General features: G+C 73.8%; 13 protein-coding genes. 8 read left to right on the top strand and 5 right to left on the bottom strand.

The genetic code is table 11. From position 1 onward, the window contains the following. Window positions 1–21: 21 nt before the first annotated feature. The gene (locus H505_RS46820) at window positions 22–1,029 is read left to right on the top strand and encodes a COX15/CtaA family protein (RefSeq protein ID WP_245592734.1); all 1,008 of its coding nucleotides are present in this window, start codon (window positions 22–24) and stop codon (window positions 1,027–1,029) included. A 67-nt stretch (window positions 1,030–1,096) separates the two neighbouring features. On the opposite strand, the gene polX is transcribed toward H505_RS46820, so the two are convergent. The 5 genes from polX to H505_RS0137340 form a co-directional block, all read right to left on the bottom strand. Then, complete coding sequence (gene polX, locus H505_RS0137360) at window positions 1,097–2,815, bottom strand: DNA polymerase/3'-5' exonuclease PolX (RefSeq protein ID WP_026406045.1); 1,719 nt, start codon at window positions 2,813–2,815, stop codon at window positions 1,097–1,099. A 39-nt stretch (window positions 2,816–2,854) separates the two neighbouring features. Beyond that, a complete protein-coding gene (gene prcB / locus H505_RS0137355; RefSeq protein WP_026406044.1) occupies window positions 2,855–3,667 on the bottom strand; it encodes a proteasome subunit beta in 813 nt (270 codons plus the stop codon). Between the two features lie 129 nt (window positions 3,668–3,796). Next, window positions 3,797–4,732: an EamA family transporter gene (locus H505_RS0137350; protein ID WP_026406043.1), complete on the bottom strand. Its 936-nt coding sequence runs from the start codon at window positions 4,730–4,732 to the stop codon at window positions 3,797–3,799. 15 nt (window positions 4,733–4,747) lie between these two features. Further along, on the bottom strand, window positions 4,748–5,545 hold the full coding sequence (locus H505_RS0137345) for an ABC transporter permease (protein ID WP_034521803.1): 798 nt from the start codon (window positions 5,543–5,545) through the stop codon (window positions 4,748–4,750). Next, the gene (locus H505_RS0137340) at window positions 5,542–6,468 is read right to left on the bottom strand and encodes an ABC transporter ATP-binding protein (protein ID WP_026406041.1); all 927 of its coding nucleotides are present in this window, start codon (window positions 6,466–6,468) and stop codon (window positions 5,542–5,544) included. Before H505_RS0137340 ends, H505_RS0137345 begins: the two co-directional genes overlap by 4 nt. 185 nt (window positions 6,469–6,653) lie before the next feature. On the opposite strand from H505_RS0137340, the gene H505_RS0137335 reads away from it, so the two are divergent. The 7 genes from H505_RS0137335 (at window position 6,654) to H505_RS0137305 (ending at window position 13,781) form a co-directional block, all read left to right on the top strand. Next, window positions 6,654–7,589, top strand: a complete 936-nt coding sequence (locus tag H505_RS0137335; protein WP_026406040.1) for a carbamate kinase — start codon at window positions 6,654–6,656, stop codon at window positions 7,587–7,589. Beyond that, the gene (locus tag H505_RS0137330; protein ID WP_034521801.1) at window positions 7,586–9,052 is read left to right on the top strand and encodes an amino acid permease; all 1,467 of its coding nucleotides are present in this window, start codon (window positions 7,586–7,588) and stop codon (window positions 9,050–9,052) included. The genes H505_RS0137335 and H505_RS0137330 overlap by 4 nt, the downstream gene beginning before the upstream one ends. Further along, window positions 9,049–9,939 carry a universal stress protein gene (locus tag H505_RS0137325; RefSeq protein WP_026406038.1) on the top strand — a complete coding sequence of 297 codons (891 nt, stop codon included), beginning with the start codon at window positions 9,049–9,051 and terminating at the stop codon, window positions 9,937–9,939. Before H505_RS0137330 ends, H505_RS0137325 begins: the two co-directional genes overlap by 4 nt. Before the next feature lie 158 nt (window positions 9,940–10,097). Further along, a complete protein-coding gene (locus H505_RS46815; protein WP_084551262.1) occupies window positions 10,098–10,919 on the top strand; it encodes a helix-turn-helix transcriptional regulator in 822 nt (273 codons plus the stop codon). Then, entirely contained in the window at window positions 10,916–12,328 is a 1,413-nt protein-coding gene (gene sufB / locus H505_RS0137315; RefSeq protein ID WP_026406037.1) for a Fe-S cluster assembly protein SufB, read from the top strand. The genes H505_RS46815 and sufB overlap by 4 nt, the downstream gene beginning before the upstream one ends. Then, window positions 12,328–13,467 carry a Fe-S cluster assembly protein SufD gene (gene sufD / locus H505_RS0137310; protein ID WP_026406036.1) on the top strand — a complete coding sequence of 380 codons (1,140 nt, stop codon included), beginning with the start codon at window positions 12,328–12,330 and terminating at the stop codon, window positions 13,465–13,467. The genes sufB and sufD overlap by 1 nt, the downstream gene beginning before the upstream one ends. Continuing rightward, window positions 13,464–13,781 carry a non-heme iron oxygenase ferredoxin subunit gene (locus H505_RS0137305; RefSeq protein ID WP_026406035.1) on the top strand — a complete coding sequence of 106 codons (318 nt, stop codon included), beginning with the start codon at window positions 13,464–13,466 and terminating at the stop codon, window positions 13,779–13,781. Before sufD ends, H505_RS0137305 begins: the two co-directional genes overlap by 4 nt. Window positions 13,782–13,784: the final 3 nt, after the last annotated feature.

The following is a 13,784-nucleotide window of genomic DNA, read 5'->3' as shown; positions in this document are numbered from 1 at the left end:
GGCGGCCATAGCATGGTCGGCGTGACAAAGCGAGAGTCGACCCCCAACCCGCTGATCCGCGCGCGGGACGCCGTGTGGCGTCCGACGGCGGGTTCGTTCCGGCTGCTCGCACTGCTCGGCGTCATCGGCAACGTGCTCATCGTCGTCAGCGGCGGCGCCGTCCGCGTCACCGAGTCCGGGCTCGGCTGCCCCGAATGGCCCAAGTGCACCGGCGACAGCCTCGTCCCCACCCCGCATCCCGAGCACGAGACCATCAACATGGCGATCGAGTTCGGCAACCGGATGATCACCTTCGTGGTGCTGGCCGTCGGGATGCTCGTCTTCGTCGCCGCGCTCCGCCTCGTCCCGCGCCGCAAGGACCTGGTGCGGTGGGCGCTCGCCCAGCCGATGAGCGTCGTCGCGCAGGCCGTCATCGGCGGCATCGTCGTGCTGACCGAGCTGCACCCGGCCGCCGTCGGCCTGCACTTCCTCGTCTCCCCGGCCCTGCTCGTCTTCTGCGTGGCGCTGTGGATCCGGTCCGGCGAGGGCGACGCGCCGCCCCGGCCCCTCGTCGCCCCCTGGATCCGCGCCCTCGGCGCCGCGCTCCTGGCCGCCAGTGCCGTCGTGCTCGTCGCCGGCACGGTGGTCACCGGCACCGGCCCGCACGCCGGGGACGCCTCGTCGCGCCGCTACGGCTTCGAGATCACCGACGTCACCCGCGTCCACAGCATCACCGCCTGGGTCGTCTGCGCACTGACCGCGGTCATCGCCGTGGCCCTGTACCGGACGGACGCGCCCGCGGCGGCACGCCGCCGCGTCAACGAACTCCTCGTGCTCATCGTCGCGCAGGGCGCGCTCGGGTACGTCCAGTACTTCCTCGGCGTCCCCGCCGTCCTGGTCGTCCTGCACATGCTCGGCGCGGTCCTGATGTGGGTGGCCGCCTTCCGGCTGTTCTTCGCCCTCCGCGACCGCGGCCCCCGCGCCGGCACGGGCCCCGACGCGGCGTCCGGACCCGCCGAGCCCGCCCTGCAGACGCCCCAGCCCGCCTGACGCGCCGGCCCCCGCACGGGACGGCGCTCGCCCGTGCGGGCCCTCCGGACCGCCGCCGGTGGCGCGGTCAGGTCTTGCCGAGGAACCCGCGGAGGCGGTCGAGGGGCCAGGTGTTGATGACGTCGTCGGGCGTGAGCCAGCCGCGCTGGGCGGTGCCGACGCCGTAGCGGATGTTGCGGTGGTGGCCGACGGAGTGGGCGTCGGTGTCGACGGAGAACTTCACCCCGAGGCGCTTGGCGCGGCGGATCAGGTCGGCGGGCAGGTCGAGGCGGTCGGGGAACGAGTCGATCTCCAGGGCGGTGCCGGTGCGGGCGGCCGCGCGGAACACCTCGTCCCAGTCGGCGTCCACGGGCGGGCGGCGGCCGATGCTGCGGGCGGTCGGGTGCCCGATGACGTGCACGTGCGGGTTCTCGCACGCCCGGACGAGGCGGCGCGTCATCGCCTCCCGGTCCTGCGTGAAGTGGGAGTGGATCGACGCGACGCAGATGTCGAAGCCCGCCAGGAAGTCGGCGTCCCAGTCGACGCCGCCGTCGGGGTCGATGTTCAGCTCGGTCCCGTGCAGCAGCGCGAGGTCCGGCCAGGACGCCTGGAGCTCTCGGACCCGCTCGCGCTGCGCGAGCATTTTCGCGTCGGTCATCCGCTGCATGAACAGGTTCGGCGCGTGGTCGGTGATCGCGTAGTACTCCAGGCCGCGGGCCGCGGCGGCGGCGACCATGTCCTCGAGCGGGGCGATGCCGTCGGTGAGGTCGGTGTGGCTGTGCAGGTCGCCGCGCAGGTCGCCGACGGTGACCAGGCGGGGGAGCCCGCCGGCGAGGGCCGCCTCGATCTCGCCGGTGTCCTCCCGCAGCGCCGGGTGCACCCAGGGGAGCCCGAGGCGCTCGTACACCTCGTCCTCGGTCGCGGAGACGATCAGCTCGCCCGACTCGGCGTCGAACAGGCCGTACTCCGACAGCTTCAGCCCCGCCTTCACGGCGATCTCGCGGGTGCGGATGTTGTGCGCCTGCGAGCCGGTGAAGTACTGCAGCGCCGCGCCCCACGACTCGGGCGGGACGACCCGCAGATCGACCTGGAGGCCCTTCGCCGTGCGGATCGAGGTCTTCTTGTCGCCGCTCGCGATCACCTCGTGGACGAGCGGCAGCGCGGCGAACGCCGCCATGATCGGGTGCGGGTCGGCGGAGGCCGCGAGGACGTCCACGTCGCCGATCGTCTCGCGCATCCGGCGCAGCGAACCGGCGTGCTCGCAGCGCTCCACCTGCGGCAGCGCGGAGAGAGCCGCGACGACCTCGTCGGCGACGCTCGCGGCGGCGTCCACGAGCACGCGCTCCCCGGCGTCGCGCATCAGCTCGATGCCGCGCAGGATGTTCTCCTCGGTCTTGGCGCCGAACCCCTTGAGCCCGCGCAGCCGGCCCGCGCCGATGGCGGTCTCGAGCTCCTCCACCGACGACACGCCGAGCTCCTCGTAGAGGGCGAGGGCCTTCTTGGGGCCGAGGGTGGGGATCGCGGTGAGGGCGCGGACGCCCGCGGGGATCTGCGTCCGCAGCTCCTCCACCTGCCGGATCGTGCCGGTGGAGGTGTAGTCGAGGACCTTCTTCGCGATCGCCTCGCCGACCGTGGGGATCTTGCGCAGCCCGGCCAGGTCGAGGCCGGAGATGTCGTCGGGGTGGCCGGCGATCGCCCGCGCCGCCTTCTCGTACGCCCTGATCTTGAACGCGTCGCCGCCCGTGATGGACAGCAGGTCCGCCAGTTCCTGGATGAGGGCCGCAGCCTCGTCGTTCGCCCGTGCCATACGGTCGATGTTACGGGCCGGGTCCGACGTTTCCGGGGGTCAGCGCAGCGGCGCCACGGGGCCGTCCGGGTGCTCCATGCGGCCCGTCACGACCTCGTCGACGATCTCCGCCACCTCGTCCTCGCCGAGCGCCCGGTAGCCGTCGTCGGTGACGACCGCGATCGTCGGGTAGATCCGGCGGGCCCGGTCGGGGCCGCCGGTCGCGGAGTCGTCGTCGGCGGCGTCGTAGAGGGCGTGCACGCAGACGGTCGCGGCGTCGCGCTCGGACAGGTCGGGGCGGTACAGCTTCTTCAGCGCCCCCAGCGCGTACGGGGAGCCGGAGCCGTCGGCGTGGTAGTCGCGGGCCTCCTGCGGCGCGCCGGTGATGTCGTAGGTGTAGATGCGCCCGGTGCCGGTGCGCTCCTCGTACCCGGCGAACAGCGGGACGACGGCGAGGCCCTGCATGGCCTGCGCGAGGTTCGCCTGGATCACGGCGCCGAGGCGCCGGGCCTTGCCCGGCAGCGACAGCGGCGCGCTCTCCATCTTCTCGTAGTGCTCCAGCTCGACCTGGAACAGCCGGACCATCTCCAGCGCCAGCCCGACGGTGCCCGCGAACGCGACGACCGAGTACTCGTCGGCGCGCTGGACCTTGTCGAGCTCGCGGTAGGCGATGCGGTTGCCCTGGGTGGCGCGGCGGTCCCCGGCCATCATGACGCCGCCCGGGAAGGTCAGCGCCAGGACGGTCGTGCCGTGCGGCAGGTCGGGCGCGGTCCCGGCGCCGGGCACCCGGTTGACGGGCAGCAGGTCGGGGGAGTGGAGGCGCAGGAAGTCCACGAACGACGCCGATCCCGCCTCGAAGTACTCCGGCGGCATTCCCTGGTCCTCGTTCCGGCCGATCACGCGGACTCCCCTCCGGTCGATTGCAGGTGGTCCCGTCCCGATCCTTCCACGCCCGGCCGCGCGGTCGCCACCGCACCGCGGCCCGGCGCGCCCGTCCGGCCGCTAAGCCTCGGGCGCCTCGGGCGGGTCCTTCTGGCTCCGCGTGGCGCCGACGCTGGCCACGACCACGCAGACGATCGCGAGCCACTGGCGCCAGCCGAGGATCTCGCCGAGCAGCGCGACGCCGACGAGGGCGGCGGCGGCCGGCTCCAGGCTCATCAGGACGCCGAAGACCCGCGCGGGCATCCGCCGCAGCGCCTCCAGCTCGAGCGAGTACGGGATCACCGACGACAGCAGCCCGACGCCGAGGCCGATCAGCAGCAGCCGCGGGTCGAGCATCTCCGCGCCGCCCTCGGCGACGCCCACCGGCAGGACGGCCGCGGTGCCGACGATGCTCGCGACGGCCAGGCCGGACGATCCGGCGAACCGCCGCCCGGTCGCGGCCGTCAGCAGGATGTAGGCCGCCCAGCACACCCCGGCGACCAGGGCGAACGCGACGCCGACCGGGTCGAGGTCGCCGCCGCCCCGGGCGAGCATCACCACGCCCGCGCCCGCCAGCAGCGCCCACAGCACGTCGCGGGGCCGCCGGGACGCCAGCAGCGCCACGCTCAGCGGCCCGAGGAACTCGATCGTCACCGCGACGCCCAGCGGGATGCGGGCGAACGACTGGTAGATCGAGAAGTTCATCCCGGCGAGCGCGAGCCCGAACCCGGCGGCGATCGCGAGGTCCTGCCGGGTGTGGTCCCGCAGGACGGTCCGCAGCGCCTTGCGGGCCAGGAACGCCAGGACGATCGCGGAGGTCAGCAGCCGCAGCGTCACGACGGCGCTCGGCGGCAGCCGGTCGAACAGGTTCTTGGCCAGACCGGCCCCGACCTGCACGGAGATGATGCCGAGCAGGATCAGCGCGGGCGGGGGGACGGAACCCAGGGAGAGCAGCGTCGTCCGGCCGGGCGCGCGGGACGCGCCGCCGAGGGAACCGGACGCCTCAGCCAGTGCCATGCGTCACGTCCGAGATCACTCCCATGCGAAGAACCGGGCGGCGAGGGCGAGTCCGGCGACGGCCCACACCCCGAGGACGAGCAGCGGGCCGCCGGGAACCGCGGCGCCGTCCCGCAGGACGTCCCGCAGCCCCTCGGCCAGCGCGGAGATCGGCAGCAGCTCCAGGGCGCTCCGGACCGTCTCGGGGAACTCGTCCAGCGGGAACACCACGCCGCCGACGGCCAGCAGCAGGACGTACGCGAGGTTCGCCGCCGCGAGGGTCGCCTCGGCGCGCAGCGTCCCGGCCATGAGCAGGCCGAACCCGCTGAACGCGGCGGTGCCGAGCAGCAGCAGCGCGAGCACCGAGAACGGGTCGCCGTGCGGTTCCCAGCCGAGCCCGAGGGCGACGGCGCAGATCAGCGCGGCCTGGATCACCTCGACCGCGAGGACGGAGAGGGTCTTGGCGGCGATCAGCCCGGCGCGCGGCAGCGGCGTCGCGCCGAGCCGCTTCAGCACCCCGTAGCGGCGTTCGAAGCCGGTGCCGATGGCCTGGCCGGTGAACGCGGTCGACATCACCGCGAGCGCCAGGACGCCCGGGGCGAGGAAGTCGACGCGGCTCCCGGGGCCGAGGTCCAGCAGCGAGGTGGCGCTGAAGAGCACGAGCAGCACCACCGGGATGATCATGGTGAGCAGCAGCTGCTCGCCGTTGCGCAGCATCGCGCGCAGCTCGTACGCCGTCTGCGCCAGGACCATCCGCGGCAGCGGCACCGCGCCCGGCGCGGGCGTGAAGTCCAGCGCGGCGGACGGCTCCGCCCGCGCCCCCCCGACCGTCATGCGCGCAGCTCCCGTCCGGTCAGCTCCAGGAAGACGTCCTCCAGCGTGCGGCGCTCGATCCGCAGGTCCTCGGTCAGCACGCCGTGCGACGCGCACCACGCGGTGACGGTGGCCAGCAGCTCGGGCCGCACGTCCGCCTCGATCAGGTAGTGCCCGGCGGGCGACTCCTTGGCGGCGCACCCGGCGGGCAGCGCCGACAGCAGCTCCTCCAGGCCGAGCCCGGGCCGGGCGCGGAACCGCAGCTGCCGCTCGGCGCCGGTGAGCGCCGCGGGGGCGCCCTCGGCGACGACCCGGCCGCGGTCGACGATCACGACGTGGTCGGCGAGGGTCTCGGCCTCGTCCATGTTGTGCGTGGTGAGCACGATCGACACCCCGGCGGCGCGCAGCTCCCCGATCAGGTCCCAGGTCGCGCGCCGGGCCTGCGGGTCGAGCCCGGTGGTGGGCTCGTCCAGGAAGACCAGCTCGGGACGGCCGACGACCGCGACGGCCAGCGACAGCCGCTGCTGCTGCCCGCCCGACATGCGCCGGAACGGTGTGCGGGCGTGCTCGGTGAGGCCGAGCCGCTCCAGCAGGGCGGCGGGGGCGAGCGGCGCGGCGTGGAAGGACGCGACGAGCCCGAGGAACTCGGCGGCGCGCGCCGTGCCCGGCACGCCTCCCGACTGCGGCATCACCCCGACCCGCGGTTTCAGCGCGCGGGCGTCGGCGGCCGGGTCCAGGCCGAGGACGCGGACCGTTCCCGCGTCGGCCCGGCGGTACCCCTCGCAGATCTCGATCGCGGTGGTCTTCCCGGCGCCGTTGGGGCCGAGCAGCGCGGTGACCTCGCCCCGGGCGGCGCGCAGCGACAGCCCGTCCACGGCCGTCGCCGCTCCGTAGCGCTTCACGAGCGACTCCAGCTCGACGGCGCCGTCTCCCGGGGGTGTCATGCCCACGAGTTTAGGACGGGGCGCGGACCGGTCGGCGCCCGCCTCCGGGCGCCCGCCCCGGGGACGGCCGGACGGGCGGGCAGGCCGGGGCCCGGAGGCGGGCCTGGGAGCCGGACCGGACGGCCGCGCCCGGCGGGGGTTTCGGCGGCGCCGCCGGGGGAATCCGCGATCGGGGGGTGTTGATCATGCGGGTGGTCGTCGCGCTGGGCGGCAACGCGCTCGTCGGCCGCGGCGAGTCGCCCGACGACGGGCCGCAGCGCGCCAACGTGGCCCGCGCGGTGCGGGCGCTGGCCCCGCTCGCCCGGCGGCACGAGCTGATCGTCACGCACGGGAACGGGCCGCAGGTCGGCGTGCTGTCGCTGGAGAGCGTCAACGACCCGAACCTGACCCGCCCGTATCCGCTCGACACCGTCGGCGCGGAGACGCAGGGGATGATCGGCTACTGGATCCTGCAGGCGCTGCAGAACGCGCTGCCCGGCCGCCAGGTGATGGCGATGATCACGCAGACGCTCGTGTCGGCGGTCGATCCGGCGTTCGGGGAACCGAGCAAGTTCGTCGGGCAGGTGTACGAGCGGGACGAGGCGGAGAAGCTCGCCGCCGACTACGGGTGGACCGTCCGGCCGGACGGCGGGCACTGGAGGCGCGTGGTCCCGTCGCCGCGGCCGCAGCGCGTCATCGAGACCCGGCTGATCCGCGAGCTGGTGCGGCTCGGGACGGTCGTGGTGTGCGCGGGCGGCGGCGGCGTCCCGGTGTTCCGCAACGACGTGGGTCGGCTGGAGGGCCTCGAGGCGGTGATCGACAAGGATCTCACCGCGTCGGTGCTCGCCGAGAGCCTGGACGCGGACGCGCTGCTCATCCTCACCGACGTCCCGCGGGTGGTGCGGCGCCGCGGCACCCCCGACCAGGAGGAGATCACCCACACCACCCCGCACGAGCTGCGCGGCGAGGAGTTCCCCGCGGGGTCGATGGGCCCGAAGGTGGAGGCGGCCTGCCGGTTCGTGGAGCGGACGGGCGACATGGCGGCGATCGGGCTGCTCGACGAGTGCGCGGAGATCCTCGACGGCACCGCCGGGACGATCGTCACGCCGAACGCCACGTGGCCGCTGGAGAGCACGCTTTGACCGCGCCCACCGGCCCGTCCGCCCCCGCCGGGCCCGGCGCCGGCGGGTTCGCGCGGAGCCTGCTGCGCACGAAGCCGGTCGACCGGATCGTCGCCGAGGGCGGGCGCGGCGCGGGCGGGGAGCTGCGGCGGACGATGGGCCTGCTGCAGCTCACCCTGTTCAGCGTGGGCGCCACCCTCGGCACGGGCATCTTCGTCGTGCTCGGGTCGGCGGTGCCGCTCGCGGGCCCCGCGGTCGTCGCGTCGTTCGTCCTCGCGGCGGTCACCGCGCTGTTCTCGGCGCTGTCGTACGCCGAGCTGGCCGGGACGATCCCGGTGTCCGGCTCGTCCTACTCGTACGCGTACGCGACGCTGGGCGAGCTGGTCGCGTGGGTGTGCGGCTGGTGCCTGCTGCTGGAGTACGGGGTGTCGGTCTCGGCGGTCGCGGTCGGCTGGGGCGCCTACCTGAGCGCCTTCTTCGACACCACGCTCGGGTTCACGATCCCGGCGGAGCTGGCCGACCCGCCGGGCGGCGGCGGGATCGTCAACGTGCCCGCGGTCGTCGTCGTGGCGCTGGCGGCGTTCCTCCTGCTGCGCGGCGCGTCCGAGACCGCCGCCGCGAACACGGTCATGGTGTTCCTCAAGATCGGCGTGCTGCTGTTCTTCTGCGCGGTGGCCTTCACGGCGTTCCGGTCGGAGAACCTCGCCGGGTTCGCGCCGATGGGCTGGGCGGGGATCAGCGCGGCCGGGTCCAAGGTGTTCTTCTCCTACATCGGCTTCGACGCCGCCTCCACCGCCGGCGAGGAGGCGAAGAACCCGCGCCGCGACCTGCCGCTGGCGATCGTCCTGTCCCTCGCCATCGTCACCGCCGTGTACGTGCTGGTCGGGCTCGCCGCGGTCGGCGCGATGCACTGGACGCGGTTCGGCGAGGACGACTCGGAGGCGTCCCTGGCGAACGTGCTCGACGCGGCCACCGGCGCCGCGTGGCCGTCGGCCGTCCTGTCGATCGGCGCCGTGATCGCGATCGCGAGCGTCGTCCTGACGGTGATGTACGGGCAGACCCGCATCCTGTTCGCGATGTCGCGCGACGGGCTCGTCCCGCCCGTCTTCCAGCGGGTGAGCCCGAAGCGGTCGGTGCCGGTCGCCAACACGGTCATCGTCGCGGCGTTCATCGGGCTGCTCGCCGGGTTCGTCCCGCTGGGCCGCCTCGTGGACGCCACCAGCATCGGGACGCTGTTCGCGTTCGCGCTCGTCAGCGTCGGCGTGATCGTCCTGCGGCGGACCCGCCCCGACCTGCCCCGCAGCTTCCGGACGCCGCTGTACCCGATCACGCCGCTGCTCGGCGTCGCGTTCTGCCTGTACCTGATGGTGGGGCTCGGCGGGATCACGTGGCTCGTGTTCCTGCTGTGGGGGCTGGTCGGGCTCGCCGCGTACTTCGCCTACGGGCGCCGCCACTCGCGGCTGCGGGGCGGGGGGACGGCATGACGGCGCGGGTCCTGGTCGGATGCTCCCCGGACGAGCGCGGCGACGACGCGCTCGTGCTCGCCGCGCTGGTCGCGCGCGCCACGGGCGCGGCGGTGACCGCCGCGAACGTCCACCCGCCGCCGTGGCCCGCCCGCGGACCGGGCTCGGTGGACGCCGAATGGCTCGCCTACCTGCGCGGCCGCGCGGACGAGGTCGTCCGGGCGGCGGTGGTGCGGCTCGCGGAGCTGGGCGTCCCGGAGGGCGGCGCCGAGCCCCGGGTGCACGCGCACCGGGGCAGCGGCCGCGGGCTCATCGAGGTCGCCGAGGACGTCGGGGCCGGGGTGGTCGTGATCGGCTCGGCGCCGCGCGGCCGGCGCGGCCGGATCGCGGTCGGCAGCACCGCCGACCAGCTCCTGCACGGCTCGCCGGTGCCGGTCCTGATGGCGCCGCGCGGGTACGGGGCGGAGGCGCCGCCGCGGCTGGAGCGGCTGACCGCCGCGTACTGGCGCCGCCGGGAGGCCGAGAACCCGCTCGGCGTCGCCGCCGGGTGGGCCGCGGCGCTCGACGTCCCGATGCGGCTGCTCACGCTGGTGCTCCGGCCGCCCGGGGTCGCCGCGCGGTTCCGGGACTCCGGCGAGATCCTGGAGCGGCAGCGGGAGCGGGCCGAGGAGGACCTCGCCCGCGCCGCCGGATCGGTGGAGGGCGTCCCGGTGACGACCGAGGCGGTCGCCGGGGTGAGCGTGGGCAAGGCCCTCGCCGCGGTCGATATGCTGCCGGGCGAGGTGCTGACCTGCCAGTCCGGGCACCACGGCCCGTTGCGCGGGGTCTTCCTCGGGGAGAGCTCCGGCAAGATCGTGCGCTCGGCGCCCCGCCCGGTGCTGATGCTCCCGCGCGTGGCGTCCCGGTGACGGACCGCTTCCGGGAGCCGCTCCGGGGCACGGCACGCGGCCCGTACGCTCACCGGGCCGGACGGCTCGTTTAGGTAAGGCTTACCTGCGTGAGCCACGACATCGGCAAACCGGTGTTTCGGGGGAAGGAATTACGGCACACTGATGTTGTGAAAAACGTGAGCGAGGATCGGGCGAGCGCGGAGGCCGTGGTGACACGGCCGTCCGGCGTGCCGTCTCCGGCCGGGACCGAGCGCGACACCCGCGCCCGGGTGGCCCGGCTGATCCTCGAGCACGGCCCCGTCACCGCGTCCGCGCTCGGCGAGCGGGTCGGCCTCACGCCGGCCGCGATCCGCCGGCACCTGGACGCGCTGCTGGCCGAGGGCATGATCGAGGTCCGCCGGGCCCGGCCGCAGACGCGGCGCGGCCGCGGGCGCCCCGCCAAGTGGTTCGCCATCACCGACGCGGGACGCAGCGCGTTCGTGCACGCCTACGACGACCTGGCGACCAGCGCGCTGCGCTTCCTCGCCGAGACGGCCGGCGCCCACGCGGTCGCCGAGTTCGCCCGGCGCCAGATCGCCGACCTCGAGCGGCGCTACCGGCCCGTCGTGCAGGAGGCCCCGCCCCACCAGCGGGTCCGCACGCTCGCCGAGGCGCTGTCCGGGGACGGCTACGCGGCGGCCGCCGCGAAGGCCCCGCAGCCGGGCGGCGGCGAGCAGCTGTGCCAGCACCACTGCCCGGTCTCGCACGTGGCGGCGGAGTTCCCGCAGCTGTGCGAGGCCGAGACGGAGGCGTTCAGCCGGCTGCTGGGCACCCCCGTCCAGCGGCTCGCCACGATCGCCCACGGCGACGGCATCTGCACCACCCACGTCAGCTCCCGCTCCCTGTGCGGGGACGGGACGGACGCCGCCGGGGAACCGGCGGACGGGCCGGGGGACGCGGGGGATCCCCCCGCAAGCACACTGACCAGTGACGAGGAGTCCGGGAGGACGCCCCTATGACTACGGCAGCCCACCCTGAACTGGAAGGGCTCGACAGGTACAAGTTCGGCTGGGCCGACTCCGACGAGGCCGGAGCCTCGGCCCGCCGCGGCCTGAACGAGGACGTCGTCCGCGACATCTCTGGCAAGAAGGACGAGCCGGACTGGATGCTCGACCTGCGCCTCAAGGGGCTGCGGCTGTTCGACAAGAAGCCCATGCCGACCTGGGGCTCGGACCTGTCGGACATCGACTTCGACAACATCAAGTACTTCGTCCGGTCGACCGAGCAGCAGGCCGCCTCCTGGGAGGAGCTCCCGGAGGACATCAAGAACACCTACGACAAGCTCGGCATCCCGGAGGCGGAGAAGCAGCGCCTCATCGCCGGCGTCGCCGCCCAGTACGAGTCGGAGGTCGTCTACCACAAGATCCGCGAGGACCTTGAGGAGAAGGGCGTCATCTTCGTCGACACCGACACCGGCCTGCGCGAGCACCCGGAGATCTTCCAGGAGTACTTCGGCTCCGTGATCCCGGTCGGCGACAACAAGTTCGCCGCGCTCAACACCGCCGTGTGGTCGGGCGGCTCGTTCATCTACGTGCCGCCGGGCGTCCACGTCGAGATCCCGCTCCAGGCGTACTTCCGGATCAACACCGAGAACATGGGCCAGTTCGAGCGGACGCTGATCATCGCCGACGAGGGCTCCTACGTCCACTACGTCGAGGGCTGCACCGCCCCGATCTACAAGTCGGACTCCCTGCACTCGGCCGTCGTCGAGATCGTCGTGAAGAAGGACGCCCGCGTCCGCTACACGACCATCCAGAACTGGTCGAACAACGTCTACAACCTGGTGACCAAGCGCGCCGTCGCCTACGAGGGCGCCACCATGGAGTGGGTCGACGGCAACATCGGCTCCAAGGTCACCATGAAGTACCCGGCGGTCTACCTGCTCGGCGAGCACGCCAAGGGCGAGACCCTGTCGATCGCGTTCGCGGGCGAGGACCAGCACCAGGACGCCGGCGCCAAGATGGTGCACGCCGCGCCCAACACCTCCAGCAGCATCGTGTCCAAGTCGGTGGCGCGCGGCGGCGGCCGCACCTCCTACCGGGGCCTGGTGCAGATCCAGGAGGGCGCCGAGCACAGCAAGTCCACCGTCAAGTGCGACGCGCTGCTGGTCGACCAGATCAGCCGCTCCGACACCTACCCCTACGTGGACGTCCGCGAGGACGACGTGGAGATGGGCCACGAGGCCACCGTCTCCAAGGTGTCGGAGGACCAGTTGTTCTACCTGATGAGCCGCGGTCTCACCGAGGACGAGGCCATGGCGATGATCGTGCGCGGGTTCGTCGAGCCCATCGCGCGCGAGCTGCCGATGGAGTACGCCCTCGAGCTGAACCGGCTCATCGAGCTGCAGATGGAAGGAGCCGTCGGCTGATGGGGCTGGACGTGAAGCCTCTCTCGACGCTGCACGAGAAGGCGTCGTACGACCTGGGCGACTTCGAGGTCCCCACCGGCCGCGAGGAGGAGTGGCGGTTCACCCCGCTGCGCCGCCTCCACGGCCTGCACAACGGGACCGCGCAGGACGGCGGCAAGGTCATCGTCGACGTCGAGGCCGCGCCGGAGGTGACGGTCGAGACCGTCGGCCGCGACGACGCCCGCCTCGGCAAGGCGTACGTCCCGGCCGACCGGGTCTCCGCCCAGGCGTGGAACGCGTTCGCGCACGCCACGGTCGTCACCGTGCCGAAGGAGGCGGTGGCGTCCGCGCCGACCGTCCTGCGGGTGCGCGGCGAGGACGCCTCGGCCGCCGCCTACGGGCACACCACCGTGATCCTGGAGCCGTTCGCGGAGGCCACCGTGGTGCTCGCGCACCGCGGCTCGGCCACCTACGCCGACAACGTCGAGTTCGTCGTCGGCGACGGCGCCCGCCTCTCGGTGATCAGCCTGCAGGACTGGAACGACGGCAGCGTGCACGTGTCGCACCAGCACGCCCGGCTCGGCCGCGACGCCCGGTTCGTCTCCCACAACATCTCGCTGGGCGGCGACCTGGTGCGGATCTCCCCGTCGGTCGCGTACGAGGCGCCCGGCGGCGACGCCGAGCTGTACGGTGTGTACTTCGTCGACGGCGGCCAGCACCTCGAGCACCGGCTCCTGGTCGACCACACCGTGCCGCACTGCCGCAGCCGCGTCGACTACCGCGGCGCCCTGCAGGACGCCGACGCGCACGCCGTCTGGATCGGCGACGTCATCATCCGCGCCGAGGCCGAGGGCACCGACACCTACGAGCTGAACCGCAACCTCGTCCTCACCGACGGGACGCGCGTCGACTCGGTGCCGAACCTGGAGATCCTCACCGGCGAGGTCGCCGGCGCGGGGCACGCCTCCGCGTCCGGACGCCTCGACGACGAGCACCTGTTCTACCTGCAGGCGCGCGGCATCACCTTCGACGAGGCGCGGCGCATGGTCGTCCGGGGCTTCCTCGGCCAGCTCGTCGACCGCATCGAGGTCGACGAGGTGCGCGACAAGGTCCGGCAGGCCATCGAGGCGGAGCTCGACGTGCGGGGCGGTGACCGGTGACGTACGTGAAGGTGTGCGCGCTCGCCGACGTCCCGGCGGACGGGGCGCTCGGCGTGGAGGTCGACGACACGCCCGTCGCGATCGCGCGCAGCGGCGACGAGGTGTTCGCCGTCAACGACATCTGCTCGCACGCCGAGGTCTCCCTCTCCGAGGGCGAGATCTACAACGGCACCATCGAGTGCTGGCTGCACGGGTCCTGCTTCGACCTGCGCACGGGCAAGCCCACCAACCCGCCGGCGACGCAGCCGGTCGCCACCTACAAGGTCAAGGTCGAGGACGGCGACGTCTACGTCTCGCTCGGCTCCGACGACTAAGGA

This window comes from Actinomadura rifamycini DSM 43936, assembly GCF_000425065.1.
Lineage (GTDB): Bacteria > Actinomycetota > Actinomycetes > Streptosporangiales > Streptosporangiaceae > Spirillospora > Spirillospora rifamycini.
This window is presented reverse-complemented; position numbering and strand designations above follow the sequence as displayed.